The following is a 20,846-nucleotide window of genomic DNA, read 5'->3' on the forward strand; positions in this document are numbered from 1 at the left end:
AAGCAATGAATCAAAATAATACACTTGAAGTCGTAATGAAGTGGATTTTCTTCATCTGCGCCTTGCTGTCTATCTTTGCTTTAGCAGCAATTTGCTACTTCATTTTTGCACGCAGTATTCCTTTCTTAGCTGACTATGGGCTGGGAAGCTTTCTGTTTGGGGATACCTGGAAGCCAACTAATGATATCTATGGGATTGCTCCAATGTTGGTTGGATCTTTCTATGTAACCTGTCTGGCTATTTTGTTTGGAGTTCCAACTGGCATCTTTACAGCAGTCTTTATGGCCTTCTACTGCCCAGACAAATTGCATAAAATCCTTAAACCAGGGGTCAACTTGATGGCTGGGATTCCATCCATCGTTTACGGTTACTTCGGTTTGGTGGTTTTAGTTCCGATTATCCGTAAGACGGTTCGGTCGATGGGAATTCCTTCCAGCGGGATGAGTGTATTTACAGCTGGCCTAGTTTTGGGTATTATGATCTTACCGACTATTATTACCATGTCTGAATCATCCTTGCGTGCGGTTCCTAAGTCCTATTACCAAGCTTCTGTTGGTTTAGGGGCAACTCACGACCGGACAGCCTACCGCATTATGGTACCAGCTGCTCGCTCGGGGATTCTGGCCTCCGTTATTATGGGGATTGGTCGGGCTGTCGGCGAAACCATGGCGGTTATCATGGTAGCCGGGAACGCGGCTGTCTTCCCTAAAGGTCTTTTCCAAGGGACCCGGACCATGACGGCTAACATTATGTTGGAAATGGCCTATGCATCCGGCGACCACCGGAGCGCTTTGATTGCAACAGGGGCTGTACTCTTTGTCATCGTCCTAATGATTAACGGGATCTTAGCAGTTGTTAAACGCAAAGGAGGCGTGCAAGGCTAATGGATAAAGCATTAAAGTACCTAACCTATTTCTTTACTATCGTAACTTTTGCTTGGCTTATCTATATTATCGGCTATGTGCTAATTAACGGGATTCCTTACCTATCAGCAGACCTTTTTGCCTTTGAGTATACAACTGATAATGTGTCGATGATGCCCGCCATTATCACAACTATTTATGTGATCCTAGGTGCCTTGTTAATTGCTGTACCTTTGGGGGTATTCGCTGGTTTTTATTTGATTGAATATGCTGGTAAGAATAATAAATGGGTAGAAGCCATTCGGGTAGCTTCTGATACCTTATCAGGGGTTCCATCCATTGTTTATGGTTTGTTCGGTATGCTAGCCTTTGTTATTGCTGCTGGCTTCCAATATTCATTACTAGCAGGTATCTTGACCATGGCGGTTATGGTCCTTCCATTAATTATTCGGAATACCGAAGAAGGTTTGATGTCTGTCAGCGATAAGATGCGTGAAGGGAGCTTTGGTTTAGGGGCTGGTAAACTACGGACCATCTTCAAGATCGTTTTACCAGTGGCTATGCCTGGTATCCTATCCGGTATTATCTTAGCGATTGGACGGATTGTTGGGGAAACGGCGGCTCTTATGTACACCTTAGGGACCGCAACTAGCTTGCCCGATAGCTTATTTGCATCTGGTCGGACACTGGCCTTACACATGTATATTTTATCAACAGAAGGCTTGCACCGTGACCAAGCCATGGCAACAGGTGTGGTCTTACTATTATTTGTATTAATTATCAACGGATTATCGACTTGGTTATCCAATAAATTAGGAGCTCAAGGGGGACAAAAATAAAATGGCAGAAGAACACAAAGTAACAATGACTGCTCGGAATATGAGCCTATTTTATGGCAATTTCCAAGCCTTGGAAGATATCGATATGGATATTTATGAAAAACAGGTAACCGCCTTAATCGGCCCATCAGGTTCAGGGAAATCAACCTTCTTAAAGAGTTTAAATCGTATGAATGACTTAATTGAAGGTTGCAAAATTACAGGTGAGATTGCTTTAGATGGTAAGGATATCTATGCCAAGGATGTCAATGTTAACCACTTGAGAAAACGGGTGGGGATGGTTTTCCAACAACCTAACCCCTTCCCTATGAGCATCTATGACAATGTAGCTTATGGGCCACGGACTCATGGGACTAAAGATAAGGCGGAATTAGATGAAATCGTGGAAACTTCTCTTAAAGGGGCTGCCATCTGGGATGAAGTCAAAGACGACCTTAACAAGTCTGGTTTAGCGATTTCTGGTGGTCAGCAGCAACGGGTATGTATCGCACGTGCCCTTGCAGTAAAACCTGAAATCTTACTGATGGATGAACCAACTTCAGCTTTGGACCCAATTTCAACCCTTAAGATTGAAGAACTTGTTCAAGAGTTGAAAGAAAAATATACTATTGTTATCGTAACCCACAATATGCAGCAAGCAGCCCGGGTATCTGATTATACAGCATTCTTCTATGCTGACCCTGATCGAGCGCCTGGTCATTCACGGATTATTGAATTCGGACCAACCGAACAAATCTTCAATAATCCAAATAACGAGCAGACAGCCGATTATGTTGCAGGACGTTTTGGTTAATCAAATTATATTTTATCCAGCCGGACCTCGAGTCCGGCTTATTTTTTTGCAAATCATTTGAGAATCGACTAGGAAAGCTTTAGAATGGGGCGTGGAGTATAATATAGTTAATTCCTTTGATCCATGCTATAATGAATTAGAACACTTGTTTGTATACATGGATAAATTGTCAAAGAAAGAGTGAAGTCTGTGAGAGATGAAATAGTGGTTCGTGGGGCGCGTTCTCACAATTTAAAAAATATTGATGTTGAAATTCCACGCAATGAAATGGTCGTTGTAACAGGCTTATCAGGTTCGGGAAAGTCTTCTCTAGCTTTCGATACGCTCTATGCGGAGGGACAGCGTCGTTATATTGAAAGCCTGTCAGCCTTCGCTCGTCAATTCTTAGGGAATTCTCGTAAAGCAGATGTTGATAGTATCGATGGGCTGAGTCCCGCTATCTCAATTGACCAGAAGACAACCAACCGAAATCCTCGGTCGACTGTAGGAACGATTACGGAAGTGAACGACTACCTACGTTTACTCTATGCCCGGGTAGGCCACCCCATCTGTCCCAATGATGGGACACCGATTGCTAGTCAGTCCATTGACCAGATGATTGAGCGGGCGGAATCCTTGGAAGAGAGAACCCGCGTCCAGGTCATGGCACCAGTGGTTTACGGCAAGAAGGGCCAGCATAAACGTTTGCTAGAAAAGATCCAACAGCAGGGCTATGTCCGGGTTCAAATTGATGGCGAGCTCTATGATATCGAGGATCTTCCAGAACTGAATAAAAATCAGAAACATAATATTAATATTGTGATTGATCGTTTAGTCATTAAGGACGGTATCCGGACGCGTTTAGCAGATTCTTTGGAGACCGCCCTCCGCCTAACGGATGGCTATGCCCTTTTGGATATCATTGATGGGGAAGAGATCCTTTTTTCTGAGCATTATGCCTGCCCCCTGTGTGGCTTTACCGTAGGGGAACTGGAACCTCGACTCTTTTCTTTCAATGCACCCTATGGACGTTGTGAAGTATGCGATGGTTTGGGACAGAAATTGGTGGTTGACTTGGACTTACTGGTACCTGATCCGTCCAAAAGTCTAGAAGAGGGCGCCATTCAGGCTTGGAATTCTAATTGGTCAGGCTACTATCCTACCCTCTTAAAACAAGCAGCGGAAGCCTTTGATATTCCTTTCGACAAAGCTTTTGAAGACCTGACAGAAGAGCAGAGGGACTTATTGCTCTATGGCTCTAAGGATGAGACCTTCCATTTTCACTATGTTAATGACTTTGGCAAGGTCCAAGATAAGGATATGACCTTTGAAGGAGTCGCTAATAATGTCAGCCGGCGTTATCATAACAGTTCCTCCAATATGGTACGCGACAATATGCGGCAATACCTGGCCGAATTGCCTTGTGACAAGTGCCATGGCAAACGCTTGAATGAGCGAGCTCTCTGTGTCAAGGTCGAAGGTGAGGATATAGCCGAAGTAACGGCCATGCCGATTGAGAAAACGATCCACTTCTTTAAGCAACTCCACTTGGGGGAACAGGATAGTGAAATTGCTGCACCGATTCTTGAAGAATTGCGGTCTCGGCTGGGCTTCTTACAAGAAGTTGGCCTCGATTATTTAACACTCGACCGTTCAGCTGGCAGCTTATCGGGTGGGGAAGCCCAACGTATTCGTTTGGCTACCCAGATTGGATCTAACCTATCGGGTATCATGTATGTCCTAGATGAGCCTTCGATTGGTCTCCACCAAAGAGATAATGATCGCTTGATCCGCTCTCTGCAGAGAATGCGTGATTTAGGGAATACCCTCATCGTAGTGGAACACGACGAGGAGACCATGTGGGCAGCGGATTATCTTATCGATATGGGACCAGGTGCTGGTGAGCACGGGGGAGAAGTCGTGGCTAGCGGCACACCCCAAGAAGTGGCTCAAAATCCTGATTCGCTGACAGGCCGCTATCTGAGTGGAGACCTGGCCATTGAAGTCCCATCCGAACGTCGTCAGGAAGATAAAGGCTGGCTAGAGATTAAGGGCGCCCGCCAGAATAACCTGAAAGGGATCGATGTCCGCCTACCTATTGGGCGTTTGGATGTCGTGACTGGCGTTTCTGGCTCGGGTAAGAGTTCGCTGATCAACGAAGTCCTTAAGAAAACCTTGACGCGCGACCTCAACCGGGCACAAATTCATCCCGGCAAGGCAGATAGTGTTTCTGGTTATGAGGGCCTAGACAAGATTATTGATATTGACCAGAGTCCAATCGGCCGGACACCCCGGTCGAATCCAGCGACCTATACCTCTGTTTTCGACGATATTCGGGAACTCTTTGCCCAAACCAATGAGGCGAAGATCCGTGGCTACAATAAGGGACGCTTCTCCTTTAATGTCAAAGGAGGGCGCTGTGAAGCCTGCAAGGGTGACGGTATTCTTAAGGTAGAAATGCATTTCCTACCAGATGTCTATGTGCCTTGCGAGCTCTGCAAGGGGACCCGCTACAATGCGGAGACCTTGGAAGTCACTTATAAAGGAAAGAATATTGCGGAGGTCTTGGACATGCGGGCTGAGGAAGCTTTGGACTTCTTCTCTGCGGTGCCAAAGATCAAGCGTAAATTGCAGACCATGGTGGATGTAGGCTTGGGCTATGTTAGCCTGGGCCAACCTGCACCTTCACTTTCTGGTGGTGAAGCCCAACGGATGAAGTTAGCCAGTGAGCTCCAGCGCGTGGCGACAGGGAAGACGGTCTATATCCTTGATGAGCCAACGACTGGCTTACATAGTCATGATATTAAGCGTCTCTTAGAGGTCCTCCAGCGTCTAGTGGATGCGGGGAACACGGTGATTATTATTGAACATAATCTAGATGTGATTAAAACCGCTGATTACATTGTTGACCTGGGACCAGAAGGCGGTGAAAAGGGTGGCCAGCTCGTTGCTTGTGGGACCCCTGAGGAAGTGGCCCAAGTGGAAGCTTCCTACACCGGTCAATACCTAAAACCATTGCTGGAAAATGAATAAGTTGTGTCAAAGAGGGTGGACGAATTTACCAGCCTCTTTTTCACCGAGTGAGGAGTCCATATGAAAATTATCCATACTTCCGATTGGCATATCGGAAAAGTGATCAACGAAAGAAGTCTGCTCGATGACCAGGCGGAAGTTTTAACGGCATGGATCAGTCAGGTAGCAGAGATGGAGCCCGATCTTGTGATTATTGCGGGGGATCTTTATGATCGGTCGCTTCCTAATCGCGAGAGTGTCCACCTGTGCAATCAATTATTGACCCAGATGTCGGAAGAAATCGCTTGCCCCATTTGTATTATCTCGGGCAACCATGATAGCGGGGAGCGGATCGACTATGCTTCTGCTATCTTAGAAAAGGAGGGCCTGTACCTAGAGGGGATGGTTAAAAAAGAAATCCGCCGTGTCTGTCTGGAAGAGGCAGATGTTTATCTCCTTCCCTACAGTGACTATGGTCAAATCCAAAAGCTGTACCCTGATCAGACAATCCGCTCGATGGCCGATGCGCTAGCGGCTCAAATCCAAACCATTAAAGCGGGGGACTGGCGACCTGACCGCCTCAACCTCTTAGTCTTCCATGGCTATGTAACCAATGTCGATTTGGACGAGGCAGGGGCAGATTTAGAGCATACAGAGTCTGAGCGTCCCCTGAGCATGGGGAACTCTGCCTATGTGCCTGCTGATCTCTTTGAGGATTTTGACTATGTCGCCCTAGGACACTTGCACGGTCGCCAGTTTGTAAAGAACCAGCATATCTACTACAGCGGCTCTCCCTTAAAATACTCAAAATCGGAAGCCCGTCAACGGAAGGTCTTTTTGGAAGTTGATCTGACCAAGGAAGACTTGACCGTTACCCCCCATCCCATCCATCCTAAATATGATTTGCGGCAGATAAAGGGGACTTTTGAAGACTTAATGGCCGACCAGTCCGATGACTACCTCTATGTGGAATTGACTGATGCCCAGCCTGTCCATGAAGCGATGGCACGCTTGCGCAAAGTCTATCCCCACATTATGGCCTTGACCTACTCGGCCCTAGAAGTCGATCAACCACAATCTGAAACAGGTTACCAGGCCCAGCAAAAAGAAGCTTTAGACCAGGTCTTTGCCGAGTTTTATGAAGATCAAACGGGCCAGGTCTTGACGGCTTACCAAGAGCAAGTGGTTAAGCAAGTTATGGCTGAGACCCAAGGCAGAGGAGAGGAGGCGTGTGACCAATGAAACCGATTATATTAGAGTTGCAAGCTTTTGGCCCCTATCGTGAGCGGATGCAGATTGATTTCCGGGACCTAGGTCAGACCCAGCTTTTTCTAATTACGGGCCCCACTGGCGCTGGTAAGACGACCATATTCGATGCCATTGTCTATGCCCTCTATGGGAAGACCAGCGGCAGTTCGCGCCAGGAAGCTGAGCTCAAATCAGACTTAGCTAGTGACCATGAACTGTCCTATGTTTATTTGCGCTTTGAACTTGGCGGAAAGACTTATTCCGTTAAACGTATTCCCCAGCAAAAGGGCCCCAGTCCTAAAACCCAACGCCCGATTAATCTGAAGGCAAATGTAACTTTCGACCGAGGGGACCGGGTCTTCCAAAAGACCCAAGAAGCTAACCAGGCCCTAGAAGAGCTATTAGGCCTCAGTGTTGACCAGTTCCGACAAATTGTAATGCTCCCCCAGGGTGAATTCAAGCAGCTCTTAGAGGCCCCTAGCCGTGAAAAAGAGGTCATCTTTCGCAAGATTTTTACGACCTACCAGCTTAAAAACTTCCAGGATGAACTCCAAGCCAAGAAACAAACTTTAGAGAAAGAAATGGGCCAAGACTACCAAGCCCTTAAAGAGGATCAAGCGGCTATCCTGGACTTGTTAGATGAAGCGAGTCAAGAAGCTTTAAGAGAAGCTGCTAATCAAGAAGATTTCGCCTCTTTTGGGGACCAAGTGGCGGAGGCTTTGGAAGACCAGCGAGCAAGTGTTAAGGCAGCGGAAAAGAAGATCGGAGATGGGCAAGCAGAAAGTCAGGCGCTAAACCAACATTTAGAACGCTTAAAAGAAGCGGACCGCTTGGCCCAAGTACAAGCTGATCTAGACCAAAAGTCTTCGGTCTATCATAAGGCCAAAGCGGATTGGGACTTCTATCAAAAAACGCGGCCCCTAGCTAAGAATCAAGCTGATTTGGAACAATTGGCGGAAGTCATTAGCCAGGAAAGAAAGCGGCTGGGGGAGGTCGAAGCAGAAGCTAGCCGATACCAGGCCGCTAAAGAAGCTGCTCAAAGCAGCTTAGAAGCCAGTCAAGAATCCTATGCCCAAGTCGACGACTGGGAGGAAGAGCTGGCCCAGATGCGTTTGGAGGAACATGACTTAAAGTCCTGGTTGAAAAAACGGGAAAATATCCAAGCACTTGACCAATCCATCCAGGCGAGTCAAAAGAAACTTCTTGCCCTTCAGGAAGACCAAGCAAGGCTTGAGCAAAAGATTGACCTAGCTAAAGAAAAAGCTCAGCAGATCCAGGCTCACTGGTTGAATCCTGACGACTTGCTTAAGGAGCGCTACCAGTTGGAAAATAAGCAGGCAGCTTATGCGACTTACCGCCACTTAATGGCAAGTAAGCAGGAGCAGGCAGACCAGTTTAGCCAGCTTGAGCTAGCCTACCAAGCAGCTCAAGAGACTTGGCGGCAGACTCAGTCGGCGCTTGAGGCAGGCCGGCTCAGGGAACAAGCGGATTATCTGGGCAAGTTAGCGGCTGACTTAGTCCCTGGCCAGGCTTGTCCGCTTTGTGGGAGCTTGGACCATCCAGTACCTTATGAAGGGACAAGTGACCAAGAGGGGTCGGTGCCAGATATAGCCAGTTTAGAAACTGAGGAGCGCCAGGCCTACCAGGATTTGACCCAGCTGGGTAGCCAGCTGGGCTATGCCCAAAAAGAATTTCAGCAGCTTATAAACCAGCTGGAAGACCAGGCAAAAGAAGGGGGCTTCTCCTCTGACTTGTCAGAAGAAGACCGTCGCCTAAAAGACCAAGCGGACCAGCTATTAGCCAAAGAGAAGGCCCAAGCCCAGCGCCAAAGGGACTATGACCAGGTCCAAGAAGATCTCGTGACCTACCAAGCAAAACAAGTTGCGGTCAAACAAGAAGAAGGTCAGCTCAGAGAACGTTTGGATAACCAGGAAAGTCAGTATAAGGACTTAAAAGAGGACATGCAGGCTTTGGCTGCCCAGCTAAACTACCAGGAAATGGATGCCCTCCTGGCTGCTGAAAAAGAACTTGAACAGAAAATTCAAAAGGTAAAAGAGGCCTATCAAAAAGCTCAAGCCAGCTTCCAAGCAGCAAGTGACCAAGTGGTTCGCTTAAAAGCACAAAAAGATGGCTTGGAAGAGAGCCTGGGACGGCAAGACCAGCGTTACCAAGAGGGCTGGTCGCACTTCCAGGCTAGCCTAGCCGATTTTGATCTCACGGCCGAAGACCTTTCTACCTACCACCGTGCGGATAAAGATTGGTCAGCTGTGGAGAAATTTTGGCGAAATTATGAACAAGACCGTTATGCTCTGGACCAACAAATAGCCAAGAACCGTCAAGCCGTGGCTACTAGGGAGGAGACTCTAGACCTTGACCAAACTCAAGCCCGTCTCAAGGAAGTAAGCGATCAAGTTCAAAAAGAACAAAAATTCCGGGATAGTCGCTTGACCCAGCTGGCCCGCCTAGATCAGCTCGACCAGGCCTTCAGTGCCCGCTTAGCCCGCTACCAAGCTCAATCCCAACATTACGGGGAATTGGTCTTACTTGCTGAAGTCGCTAACGGGACACGGTCAGGAAGCCAACGTATTTCTTTTGAGCGCTATATCTTAGCTTATTACTTTGATCAGATCATCCAGCAGGCCAATCGACGCTTTAAGCAGATGACGAGCGGTCGCTACCAGTTCTTGCGAGACCACACAGACAAGGGGGGGATAGCTGCTAAGGGTTTAGACTTGGCAGTAATGGATTATTATTCCGGTAGCAGCCGCAGCGTCCAGTCCCTATCAGGGGGTGAGAGCTTTAAGGCTTCACTCTCCCTGGCCCTAGCCTTAAGCGATGTGATTCAAAACCATGCAGGCGGGATAGAAATTTCGACCCTCTTCATTGATGAAGGCTTTGGCAGCTTAGATGAAGAGTCCCTCCACCAGGCTATGGATACCTTGATTGAGCTCCAGGAAGCCAGTGGCCGCTTGATTGCGATTATTTCCCATGTGGAGGAATTGAAGCAGGAGCTGCCAGTTCAATTGGCAGTGACAGCCAGTCCAGCAGGCAGCCGCTGTGCCTTTCGGGGGCTTACTGGATAAATACATCTCAGGGCCTATGCTAAAGCTTGAAAAAATTGAGATAATAGGGTCAAGATAAACAAGGAGGCGACACGATGAGTGAGGACAAACAACGGATATTGAAATTAGTTCAAGAAGGTTTACTCAGTCGAGAAGAAGCCTTGGTGCTTTTAGAACAGCGCCAAGCTAAAGAAAGTGATAGCCAAAAGCAGAAGCAGGGCCTCTCATTTGAAGAAGCACAAGCCTTGGCGGAATTCTATGAAGACCAAGGCCAGGATGACTTAGCCCAAGCTATTCTGAAAAATTACTATTTAGATCGCGAAGAAAAATTAGAAGCTGAATTAGATGTCAAGGAGGCTGCCTTAGAAGAACTGGGGTTGGCTGAATCAGCGGACGAAGCGGAGTCCAAGTTGGCCTTAGAAGAAGAGATCAAGGGTCTTAAAGCAGAATTGGCTTGCTTGCGGGACCAAGCTAGCCAATCAAATAACGAGTCAGCAGACGAGCCAGTAGAGGAGCCAAAAGCAAAGACCAACCAGGAAGAGAAATCAGGCTTGGGGCAAATGTTTAAGGACCTTAAGACGGCCGTTGAAGGAACGGTTCACTTTGACAGGGGCCGGTCGGGAATCCCTCGTCCCCACTTAGTCACCCGGCAATTTGAGGAGCGCTTTACTTTTGACGAGATCGCCAAGGATTTTGATTTTTCGATCTCTAAGGGAGATATTCTGGTTGAAGTCGCCGAGATCGACCAGGTGGAAGTCTTAGTGACAGGGACTATCCTAGGTAAGTATCAGGAAGAAAGCGTTGAAGAGGCCTTTAGAAAAAGAACCCTGATTGAAAACCAAGGCGGATGTTTACGTTTTGAATTAAATAACCGCCTGCTGTCTACTAATATCCACTTGCGCCTGCCCAAAGTAAAATTCAGCCAATTGAATTTTAGGAGTTTATTAGGAGGCATCCAGCTGACTGGTTTAGAAGCGGAAAGCCTGGATCTTTATACCATTGATGGGGATATCCGGGTCGCTGAGTGCCAGGCAAACAGTGGCCGGGTGAATACCAAGAATGGTTTAGTGGTCTTGGACCAAGTTGCCTTTGACCATCTGGATGCGCAGACAGCCAATGGGGACCAGCGCTTTATTGGAGAGGTTCGCGAGCTGGCCATGGACACCCTGAATGGGAACTTGCGGTTGACGGTGACAAGCCCAGACTTAGAGACCGTTAACTGCCAGACCACTTCGGGAGATGTCAAGCTCAATGTCAACCCAGCAACGAGTTTGAATGCTGATCTGCGCTCCAATAATGGAAGCATCCGTTGGCGGCAAGAAAGCTTTAAGGTAGAAACCTTGGCTGATTCTCGCTTTAACCAAGCGAAGAGCATATATTATTTAGGCGAGACACGCCCTGCCCAAATCAACCTGTCATCCGTTTCTGGAGATATCTGGTTGAAGGCAGAGGCTAAGCAATAGGAGGCTAATCATGACAAAAAAATTAAGAAGATCCAAAACAGACCGCGTTCTAACCGGATTACTAGGGGGCCTGGCAGCTTATTTTGGCGTCAGCTCAACCCTTATTCGCTGGCTTTACGCCATCTTCACTTTCTTCAATCCCTTCCTCATCCTGATCTACATCGTGGCGGCTTATTTGATTCCAAGTGAAGGAAAGCCTTTTAAGCGCAAAGCTGAGAAAACCCACCGCCACCCCCGAGGTTTTGGTCGCATTAAAGAAGCGGAACACATTGATGATGACCAACAGGAAAATTGGAATGACTTTTAACCTATAATAAAAAGAAGCTGATTTATCTCGGCTTCTTTTTTATTTTCTTTGCCTGCCTAAGGAGCGGTCCTTGATGTCGGTGAAGCTTCTTGGGGGAATCTATGGTAAAATAGGAGAAAAACAGCATTGATGCGAAGGATGGAAGGAGTTCTACATGGCGGTAGTTACAGTTCGTGAGCTAGTAGAGGCACTCAAGATGAATATTATTTCTGGCGAGGACTATCTGGATCGAGAGATCACAGTATCAGATATTTCGCGCCCGGGATTGGAATTGACCGGTTATTTTAATTATTATCCTGAAGAACGGATCCAACTTTTTGGCCGCAATGAGCATTCTTTTATGAGCAAGATGACCAGTGAAGAACGTTTATTGGTGATGCGGCGTCTGGCCCGGGATAAGACACCGGTCTTTGTTTTTTCCCGCGACTTGCGGCCGGAGTATGAGGTGATCCAGGCAGCTAATGAAAACCATATTCCGGTGATTGGAATCAATACCTCGACCACCCACCTCTCTTCTCGTCTGACGACCTATCTTCAGGAACGTTTGGCAACCCGTACCTCGCGCCATGGCGTCTTTGTTGAGGTTTATGGTTTAGGTGTGCTCATTATGGGCGAGAGTGGCGTTGGTAAGTCGGAAGCTGCCCTCGAGCTGGTTAAGAATGGACACCGCCTGGTTGCCGATGATCGGGTTGAACTCTATCAAAGAGATGAGTATACAATTATGGGGGAGGCACCTGCTATTCTTGAAAACATGATGGAAATTCGGGGCCTGGGTATTATTAATATTATGACCCTCTACGGCGCAGGAGCTGTTCGCCAGAAGCAGCAGGTGAACTTGATTATCCAGTTGAAACTCTGGCACAAAGGGGACAAGTATGACCGTTTGGGAACCGCTGCCGAAGAGGAGGATATCTTTGGAGTGAAGGTGGCTAAGATTACTGTTCCGGTTCAGATGGGGCGGAATATTTCGAGCATCGTCGAAGTGGCCGCCATGAATTTCCGAGCCAATGATCTTGGCTATAATTCTGCCAAGGAATTTGAGGATCGTTTGACGCATTTAATCGAAACTAACAGCCAAGAGGAAGGATAATATGTTGAGTGACTATGTTTTAGCAGCCATTGATCCCGTTGCTTTCGAGCTATTTGGCTGGCCCATTCGTTGGTATGGGATTATCATAGCTGGTGGAATCCTTTTAGCTATTCAATTGGGTAGCCGTGAAATTAAGCGGCGGGGCTGGTCTGAGGATTTAATTTTAGATGTCTTGGTATGGGCCATTCCCATTGGCTTTATCGGAGCCAGACTGTATTATGTGATCTTTGAATGGGATTATTATAGCCAGCACTTGGATGAGATTATCCAAATTTGGAATGGTGGGATTGCCATCTATGGGGGAGTTTTAGCAGCCCTATTGACTATTTACCTTTATTGTCGGTCTAAGGGCTGGCGCTTCCTACTTTTGACGGACGTGATGGCTCCTTACCTCCTGCTTGCCCAAGCTATTGGTCGCTGGGGAAATTTTGTTAACCAGGAGGCCCATGGAGGCCCCGTGTCGGTAGAATTTCTTCGTGACCGCCTCCACTTACCTGATTTTATTGTGGAAGGCATGCAGATCGACGGGGTTTACTACCATCCGACCTTTCTTTACGAGTCATTATGGAACCTTTTAGGGGTTGCGGTTCTCTTGTATTTACGTAATATTAGGGGCAGACTGAGAGTAGGGGAGACGACCTTCCTCTACTTGATCTGGTATGGGATTGGACGTTTCCTTATTGAGGGGCTGCGGACAGATAGCCTCTATTGGGGCCCCTTCCGTGTCTCTCAAGTCTTATCCTTAGTCTTGGTGCTTATTGGCCTAGGCGCAATTATCTGGCGGCGCTGGAAAAAAGCTCCCACTCCCTACCAGGAAGCGAGTCTCTATGCGATTGAACAGAAGAAAACGGAGGAGAACTAAATGCAAAGTTATCGTGTTGCTGTACTAGGCGCTGGCTCTTGGGGGTCGGCTCTAGCCATGGTATTAAATGACAACCAACACCAGGTTCGGCTCTGGACCATTGATGCAAAGCAAGCAGAAGAGATCCGTCAGACCCGGATTAATGCTGCCTACCTGCCCGACCTGCACCTGGCTGAGGATATCTTAGTGACGACGGATCTAAGCGAGGCACTCAAGCAAGCTGATATGGTCTGCTTTGTGGTGCCGACCAAGGCTATCCGGTCTGTCAGTCAACAAGTGAAGGAAGTTTTAGCTTCTGATCAAACTTCGGAAGCAGACAAGCCGCCGCTTATCCTCCATGCTTCTAAGGGCTTGGAACAAGGCAGCCATTTGCGGATCAGTCAAATTATCGAAGAAGTCCTAGAAGACTGCGACTACCGTGGCATCGTGGCACTGTCTGGACCAAGTCATGCGGAAGAGGTGGCTGTCCGCCATATCACAACGATCACAGCAGCGAGCCAAGACTTAGAAGCGGCCAAGGAAGTCCAAGCAGTCTTCCTCAATCGCTATTTCCGGGTTTATACCAACACTGACTGTATCGGTGTGGAATTGGGCGGGGCCTTGAAGAATATTATTGCGGTCGCGGCCGGCGGGGTAGATGGTTTAAACTATGGGGATAACACCAAAGCAGCCTTGATCACGCGTGGTTTAGCCGAAATTACCCGCTTGGGCCTGGCTATGGGTGCGGATCCCCTAACCTTTTCTGGCTTAAGCGGGGTGGGCGACCTCATTGTAACCTGTAACAGCGTCCACTCTCGGAATTGGCGGGCCGGCAACAAGATTGCTCAGGGAGCTAGTCCTGAAGAAGTAGAAGCTAAGATGGGCATGGTCGTCGAAGGGATTCCAACCACCAAGGCGGCATACGAATTAGCGGCTGACTTGGGTGTCGATATGCCCATTACCAATGCTCTCTACGCTATTCTCTATGAAGGCATGCCGGTGGAAGAAGCCCTAACCCAGCTGATGATGCGAGAGGGTAAGGAAGAAGCTCAATTGCGAAGCGCATTAATTGACTATCTGGCGAAAAGAACTTAAAGTAATTTCTTAAGGAGGACTTATGAAAAAAGTACGTAAAGCAATTATTCCAGCAGCTGGTTTTGGCACCCGTTTCTTACCGGCAACCAAGGCCATGGCTAAAGAGATGCTACCGATTGTCAATAAGCCAACCATCCAATTTATTGTGGAAGAGGCATTAGCGTCGGGAATAGAAGATATTTTAATCATCACGGGTAAGAGTAAACGCCCTCTAGAAGACTACTTTGATTCGAATATTGAACTCGAGGGCGTCCTCAAGCAGAAGGGTGAGGACCAATTACTAGAACTAATTCAGGAGAATGTTGGGCTCAACCTCTACTTTAAGCGCCAATCCTACCCACTAGGCCTCGGCCATGCGGTCCTTCAAGCCAAGGCTTTTGTTGGCGACGAACCCTTTGTGGTCATGCTCGGGGACGATTTGATGGTAGATGAGGAACCTTTAACCAAGCAATTAATTGGCGCCTATAATGAGACCCACGCTTCCAACATTGCCGTGATGCCTGTTGCCGAGGAAGATACCGATAAGTATGGGATCATCGATCCTGAAGCTAAGTTCCGTGATGGCATCTACAATGTCCGTCGCTTTGTCGAAAAACCGGATCCTTCTGTGGCACCTTCTAACTTGGCTATTATTGGGCGTTATTTATTAACACCTGAAATCTTCGGCCTTTTAGAAACCCAAAAAGCAGGAGCAGGCAATGAGATCCAATTGACCGACGCGATTGATCGTTTGAATCGTACCCAGCGAGTATTTGCTTACGAATTTACGGGCCAACGCTATGATGTCGGGGATAAGCTTGGCTATATGAAGACAACCGTCGAGTATGGTTTAGGCCAAGAGAGTATCCGCCAAGGCCTGACCGACTACCTCCTGAGTCTTGAGGACGAATTAAATAAGGAGTGAGAGAATGAGTGAAGAAATTAAACAATATGACGTCTTAGTTATTGGCTGTGGGCCAGCGGGGATGACCGCAGCCCTCTATACCTCACGGGCAGCCCTATCGGTTTTAATCTTAGAGCGGGGTGTACCGGGGGGCGAGCTCTTGAATACAGCTGAAGTGGAAAACTATCCAGGCTTCCCTAGCATCCAAGGGCCAGACCTGGCGACCAGCATGTATGAAGGGGCCATGCGTTTCGGGGCAGATTATGCCTACGGGAATGTTAAAGCGATTCATCCTGGCCAACCCTATCATACGATTGAAACCGATACTGAAACCTACCAAGCTAAGGCGATTGTGATTGCAACGGGGTCCACCCACCGCCTCCTGGATGTGCCTGGTGAGGCTGACTATGCTGGGCGCGGGGTTAGCTACTGTGCTGTTTGCGACGGAGCTTTCTTCAAGGATGGTAAGTTGATCGTTGTAGGTGGAGGAGACTCAGCTGTTGAAGAAGGGGCTTACTTGACCCAGTATGCCAAGCAAGTGACCATTGTCCACCGACGCGACCAGTTGCGGGCCCAAGCGATTCTTCAAGAGCGGGCCTTTGCTAATGAGAAGATTGATTTCACCTGGGATGCCCAAGTCCAAGAAATTCTAGGCGACGGTCAGAAGGTGACGGGGGTTCGAATTGTTAAGAAGGATGGGAGTTCATATGTCGAAGACTGTGATGGGGTCTTTATCTATATTGGCCTCCTCCCCAACCAAGCTGGCTTTGATGACCTTGGCATCACCGATGAGGAAGGCTGGGTCATTACTGACGAGAATATGTTGACGAAAATTCCTGGTATCTTCGCTGCTGGAGATATCCGTCAAAAGAAATTGCGGCAAATTTCAACCGCAGTTGGTGACGGTGGTCAAGCTGGCCAAGAAGCCTACAATTATATTCAAAGCTTATAAAAAATTAATGACAAGAAAAAAGCGCCCGGCTAAAGGCGCTTTTTGTCTGCCTAGCAATAGCTAGTTTAGACTAGATATGATTTTCATTGGCTTCTTCTGTGACGAATTTTGTTCCGAAGTAACCACCAAGAGCTGAGAGAATGGCACCAAGTAAGAGTCCGACAAAGGCCCAGATTGAAGCTTGAGCAGTCGTGTCAGAAGCTTTGTTGGCTTCATTCCGTAATTGTGCAATCGCGTCTTGAGCCTCAGACTTGGTTTGGTCAAGCGCTTGGCTAGCTTGGTCAATTTGTTGACGGGCTTCGCTTGCTGCACGGTTATAACCCTCGACAATATTTTGAGTCGTTTGTTCAGCTTCCGCTTGGGATAAATCAGAGTTAGATTCGATGGCATTGGCAACGGCTTGTTCATCCACGTTTTCCGTGATGCTTTCTGTCCGTGCTTGCAATTGATTACTTAATTGGTCAAAGATAGCATCTGAATTCTCAGGATTCGTTACCAAGTCTTTAGCAGCTTGGCTGATGTCGTCACTTGCCCCTTGGAGCTGCCCCTTCAAGTATTCTGGTTGAAGCTCTTTAATATTGGTATCACGCAGGACGTCGTTGACATCGTTTTCTAGGCTTTGGATGTCGCTTTGGTTCACATCAATTTGGTCAGTGAGGGCATTAACGCCATTGGAGACACTATCAGCTGCTGAGGAAGTTACACTTTCAACGCTTTGACCGGCTGTCTGTGCTACTTGGCCAAAGAAAGTCCCCACAGATGACAGGATCGACACGGTAGCGACTGAAAGTAAAATAAAGGTTGCGATGGTTGATACAGCCCAGGTTAAGAAACCGTGAACCACACCCACGCGACGGGCGGTAATCCCAGAAACAAAGCCAGCCCCTAAGAACGAAAGGATTAATTGGATAACGGTCCAAATCAAGACCCCGGTTCCAACGCCTGACATTGGGTCGCTCGCTTTAGGACTCACTGTCCCGAAGCCAATGGCATTACCAATAAAGCCGAGGGTGATCATTAAGGCGATAAAAGTAACAACGCCTGCAAAGATCGCTCCCCATGATAGGTTGTGGCCGGCTTCTTTGTCGCCAGCTCCTAGATAACGATTAAATCTATGCATAAATAATTCCTCCTTTTTCATTAATTTAATCTTTATGTATGATAAATTCAAGGCATAAGCCTTGCCATGACGGGCATTTGGAGCATTCTCTCGTGTAAGCGCCCTCTTTTAAGAGAATAAAAACAATAATTGTATTGAAATTGAAGAAGAAAGCCAATGAAAAAACTTGCCTCAGTGAGTATTTATATATTTTTAAAAATTAATCAGGAGGCATGAAGACAAGATTGTGCTAGACTTAGGAAGAGGCTTTACCCGCCGCTTTCATATCATTTAAAGGTCAGATTTGTTATAATAAACATATACGCTTGCTTGCAAGCGAGACTCTATGAATGAAGTTATTTTGCGATAACTTGGAAAGGTTAGATATGAAAACAGCTTATATTATTGACAGTACAGCGTCCTTACCGGAAGCTTACCAAGACCATCCCGATGTCTATCAAGTTTACCTATCGATTCATTATGCGAATGGCAATAGCTTGCGTGACACGACCGACCCCGAAGCCCTACAGCGTTTCTACGAAGACTTACCCAAAGAAGAAGAGATTCCGACGACTTCCCAGCCCCAACCCCAGCAGTTCTACGATATTATGGACGACTTAGTGGCGGAAGGCTATGAAGCAGTTTACGGTTTTTTCTTGTCTGCGGACTTGAGTGGGACCTATCAAACCGCCTATTCAGTCATGCACGAGTATGATGATCGCTTAAGAGTCCATGTGATTGATTCTAAGTCGATTTCTCTAGCTATTGAAGCCCTGCTTGACCATACGATACGGCTTCAAGAAGCCGGGGCTAGTGAAGCAGAGATCCTTGACCACCTGGAAAAAATGGTTGATCAGACAGCACTTTTATGTTGCTTTGAAGACTTGTCTTACCTGGTTAAGGGAGGGCGAGCTGGTAATGCTTCGGCCCTCATTGGGAAAATATTGAATATCTTCCCTGTGCTAGAGGTCCATAGCAAGGTAGAAGTTTTTGCTAAGGTGCGGTCGCGTAAACGTGTTTATGCGACAATTGTTGATGAAATCGAGAAGCGGATCCAGGACTATCCTGATGGGGTGGAGCGGCTGATCGTTTTGGATGCCCTCAATCCAGAAGGGGTGGCAGCCCTAGAGCAAGCTTTTACAGCTGCCTATCCCCATATTAAGGTGGAAAAGACTTATCTAACCCCAGTAATTGGTATCCATGCAGGTCGGGATGCTTATGGCGTGATTGCCGTTCCTAATTTACCCCGCCGCTACCAAGCCAATTAAAGAAGAGGAGGCAGGACTTGCAATTAACGAGTTTAGTTTATCTGATTGATGGCGATGAGGTCCTTATGCTCCATCGAACTAAGAAAGCTAATGATATCAACCATAATAAATGGTTAGGTGTAGGCGGTAAGTTCGAATGGGGTGAGAGCCCTTTAGAATGTGCCCAAAGAGAAGTGAAGGAAGAAACGGGTCAAGAGCTTCTAGAAGCCCAGGCCCGGGGCGTGATCACTTTTTTCTTTGCGGATGATGCTCCCCTCTACATCTTCCTCTATACTGGTCGCTTGGCTTCTCGGCAAGTGATCCAGACCTATGAAGGGGACTTGGAATGGGTTAAGCGCGACCAGATTCCCGATTTAGAACTCTGGGAAGGGGATCGGATTTTCCTTAAGAAATTATTTGAAAGCGACCAGTATATCGATATGAAATTAAGCTATGATGGGGAGAGCCGTTTGCTTGCTTGTGAAGATTTCTCCCAGTAGCCGAGTGACTGAGAGGAGTTGATGCGTGTGCTTGTTGATGTTCATACCCATATTCTTCCGGAAGTGGAGGAAGGCCTGCGTTTTGAAGATACCTTACCCAGGGTCAATCAAATCTTACAAGCAGGCACTAGCCATGTCTTGTCGCTAGCTCCCTACCAGCACGATACGACCACCGCACCGCTCGCTAAATTAGAAGCTGTCGCTGAGGCCTACCAGGAGGCGCTCGACCGCAGAGGCTTGCCCCTCCTTCTTTATCCAGGGCACGAAGCCTTGTTAGAAGCAAGCTTAGCTGATGATGTCTTGGCGGGTAAAGTTTCTTTCGCAGACCTCAACCAACGCTATTTATTCATTCGTTTTCCCGACCAAGATTTGCCCGCCTGTACCCAGGAAGTTCTCTTCAGCTTGCTTGCCCATAATATTCGGCCCATTATTAGCCAACCTGAAAAGCAAGCCTGCTTTCAAAAAAAACCTCAGCTCCTCTATGATATTTGTGAGCAGGGGTGCAGTATTCAAGCTTCAGCGACTTCCTTGCTCCCCTCCAGCCCAGCTCCCGCTTACCGTTTGGCCTGGGACCTAGTTGAGCGCCGCTATCTCCATGTGATTGCCTCAGGGGCTTTCTGTGCTAGCGATTCCTGGCGAGGGGACAGTTTGGCTAGCGTTTACCAATACTTAGAAGAAAAATATGGTGAAAGTTTTAGCTTTGATTTAAAACAAAATGCCATTAGTTTATTGAATGGCGATCCCATGGTGACCCATTATCAGTTGAAGAAGAAACGGACATTTTTTGACTTCTTCAAGCGCCAAAAGTAAGAAGAAAGGTGGTTCTTATGGCGAAGAAACAGCGCAAACCTCTAACCGAGATTCTAAAAATTATGAAAAATAAGCTGGCCTTTATCATTATGGCAACGGTTATCGGGATGATCCTGGCCAGCCTTATCTCCTTCCTCGTTCTTGAGCCCAAGTATGAAGGGACTGCCCAGGTGATTGTCCACCAAAATACGGAGGAACAAACGACTGCACCCCTAGCTGATCAGGCTAAGACACTGACAGATACTTATAAGGAAATTGTCGTAACACCAGCAGTTCTGGAACCGGTCGCTCAAGGAGCGGAGGAGGACTTGTCCTACCAGGCTCTGCGTGATCGGGTGCGTGTGACGACCAATGAGGAGTCCCTCGTGCTACAAATTGCAGTGGTCGACCATTCGCCCTACACGGCTTCCAACTTAGCCAACCAGATTGCCTCAAGCTTCGGCAAGCAGGTGAATGAAATCTATCCCAATAGCCAGGTCAAGCAAGTAGCTGATGCTAAAACCCATACGAAAAAAATCCGACCTAAACCCGTTTGGGATATCTTGATCGGTGGTGGGCTAGCCTTCCTTCTCGCCTCGCTTTGGGCCCTCTGGCAGGCCTACCGCGATAAGACAGTCCGCAGCGAAGAGGTTGTCAGCGAGATGGGTTGGCATTTAATTGGGGTCCTACCCGAAATGAGCCAGACTGAAGTGCGGGAAACCCGCTTCAAACGGAAGGGTCGGTCAGCTAACTATGACGACAATAAACGTCGCATCTAGGAGGT

Annotated in this window: 18 protein-coding genes; 17 read left to right on the forward strand and 1 reads right to left on the reverse strand. The window is 47.6% G+C overall.

Annotated features, from left to right (window positions below; translation table 11 throughout):
• The first annotated feature begins 5 nt into the window (after positions 1-5).
• The 13 genes from pstC to trxB all read left to right on the forward strand — a co-directional run bounded on the left by pstC (position 6) and on the right by trxB (position 16,427).
• Positions 6-884, forward strand: a complete 879-nt coding sequence (gene pstC / locus QP339_RS04220) for a phosphate ABC transporter permease subunit PstC (protein WP_067974634.1) — start codon at positions 6-8, stop codon at positions 882-884.
• Positions 884-1,702, forward strand: a complete 819-nt coding sequence (gene pstA / locus QP339_RS04225) for a phosphate ABC transporter permease PstA (protein ID WP_070616460.1) — start codon at positions 884-886, stop codon at positions 1,700-1,702. Before pstC ends, pstA begins: the two co-directional genes overlap by 1 nt.
• Position 1,703: 1 nt before the next feature.
• The gene (gene pstB, locus QP339_RS04230) at positions 1,704-2,495 is read left to right on the forward strand and encodes a phosphate ABC transporter ATP-binding protein PstB (protein ID WP_067974642.1); all 792 of its coding nucleotides are present in this window, start codon (positions 1,704-1,706) and stop codon (positions 2,493-2,495) included.
• A 189-nt stretch (positions 2,496-2,684) separates the two neighbouring features.
• A complete protein-coding gene (gene uvrA, locus QP339_RS04235) occupies positions 2,685-5,507 on the forward strand; it encodes an excinuclease ABC subunit UvrA (RefSeq protein ID WP_284910553.1) in 2,823 nt (940 codons plus the stop codon).
• Positions 5,508-5,567: 60 nt separating this feature from the next.
• Positions 5,568-6,728 carry an exonuclease SbcCD subunit D gene (locus tag QP339_RS04240; protein ID WP_284910554.1) on the forward strand — a complete coding sequence of 387 codons (1,161 nt, stop codon included), beginning with the start codon at positions 5,568-5,570 and terminating at the stop codon, positions 6,726-6,728.
• Positions 6,725-9,817, forward strand: coding sequence for an AAA family ATPase (locus QP339_RS04245; protein ID WP_284910555.1), 3,093 nt, complete (start codon positions 6,725-6,727; stop codon positions 9,815-9,817). The genes QP339_RS04240 and QP339_RS04245 overlap by 4 nt, the downstream gene beginning before the upstream one ends.
• A gap of 74 nt (positions 9,818-9,891) precedes the next feature.
• Positions 9,892-11,259: a DUF4097 family beta strand repeat-containing protein gene (locus QP339_RS04250; RefSeq protein WP_284910556.1), complete on the forward strand. Its 1,368-nt coding sequence runs from the start codon at positions 9,892-9,894 to the stop codon at positions 11,257-11,259.
• A 10-nt stretch (positions 11,260-11,269) separates the two neighbouring features.
• The gene (locus QP339_RS04255) at positions 11,270-11,566 is read left to right on the forward strand and encodes a PspC domain-containing protein (protein ID WP_070616473.1); all 297 of its coding nucleotides are present in this window, start codon (positions 11,270-11,272) and stop codon (positions 11,564-11,566) included.
• 154 nt (positions 11,567-11,720) lie between these two features.
• Complete coding sequence (gene hprK, locus QP339_RS04260) at positions 11,721-12,656, forward strand: HPr(Ser) kinase/phosphatase (protein WP_284910557.1); 936 nt, start codon at positions 11,721-11,723, stop codon at positions 12,654-12,656.
• 1 nt (position 12,657) lies between these two features.
• Complete coding sequence (lgt, locus tag QP339_RS04265) at positions 12,658-13,518, forward strand: prolipoprotein diacylglyceryl transferase (RefSeq protein ID WP_070616477.1); 861 nt, start codon at positions 12,658-12,660, stop codon at positions 13,516-13,518.
• Positions 13,519-14,592: an NAD(P)H-dependent glycerol-3-phosphate dehydrogenase gene (locus QP339_RS04270; protein WP_284910558.1), complete on the forward strand. Its 1,074-nt coding sequence runs from the start codon at positions 13,519-13,521 to the stop codon at positions 14,590-14,592.
• A gap of 22 nt (positions 14,593-14,614) precedes the next feature.
• The gene (galU, locus tag QP339_RS04275; protein ID WP_284910559.1) at positions 14,615-15,496 is read left to right on the forward strand and encodes a UTP--glucose-1-phosphate uridylyltransferase GalU; all 882 of its coding nucleotides are present in this window, start codon (positions 14,615-14,617) and stop codon (positions 15,494-15,496) included.
• 4 nt (positions 15,497-15,500) lie between these two features.
• On the forward strand, positions 15,501-16,427 hold the full coding sequence (gene trxB, locus QP339_RS04280) for a thioredoxin-disulfide reductase (RefSeq protein ID WP_284910560.1): 927 nt from the start codon (positions 15,501-15,503) through the stop codon (positions 16,425-16,427).
• Positions 16,428-16,497: 70 nt separating this feature from the next.
• Here the strand turns inward: trxB and QP339_RS04285 are convergent, their stop codons facing one another.
• Positions 16,498-17,547, reverse strand: coding sequence for a hypothetical protein (locus tag QP339_RS04285; protein WP_284910561.1), 1,050 nt, complete (start codon positions 17,545-17,547; stop codon positions 16,498-16,500).
• 365 nt (positions 17,548-17,912) lie between these two features.
• On the opposite strand from QP339_RS04285, the gene QP339_RS04290 reads away from it, so the two are divergent.
• The 4 genes from QP339_RS04290 to QP339_RS04305 are packed head-to-tail and all read left to right on the forward strand — an operon-like array spanning position 17,913 to position 20,841.
• The gene (locus QP339_RS04290) at positions 17,913-18,794 is read left to right on the forward strand and encodes a DegV family protein (protein ID WP_070616488.1); all 882 of its coding nucleotides are present in this window, start codon (positions 17,913-17,915) and stop codon (positions 18,792-18,794) included.
• Between the two features lie 17 nt (positions 18,795-18,811).
• Entirely contained in the window at positions 18,812-19,273 is a 462-nt protein-coding gene (locus tag QP339_RS04295) for an NUDIX hydrolase (RefSeq protein WP_083294261.1), read from the forward strand.
• A gap of 27 nt (positions 19,274-19,300) precedes the next feature.
• On the forward strand, positions 19,301-20,083 hold the full coding sequence (locus QP339_RS04300) for a CpsB/CapC family capsule biosynthesis tyrosine phosphatase (RefSeq protein WP_284910562.1): 783 nt from the start codon (positions 19,301-19,303) through the stop codon (positions 20,081-20,083).
• A gap of 17 nt (positions 20,084-20,100) precedes the next feature.
• Positions 20,101-20,841, forward strand: coding sequence for a YveK family protein (locus tag QP339_RS04305; protein WP_284910563.1), 741 nt, complete (start codon positions 20,101-20,103; stop codon positions 20,839-20,841).
• Positions 20,842-20,846 lie beyond the last annotated feature (5 nt).

Origin of the sequence: Aerococcus sp. UMB7834, assembly GCF_030215145.1 — a bacterium.
Taxonomy (GTDB): Bacteria; Bacillota; Bacilli; order Lactobacillales; family Aerococcaceae; genus Aerococcus.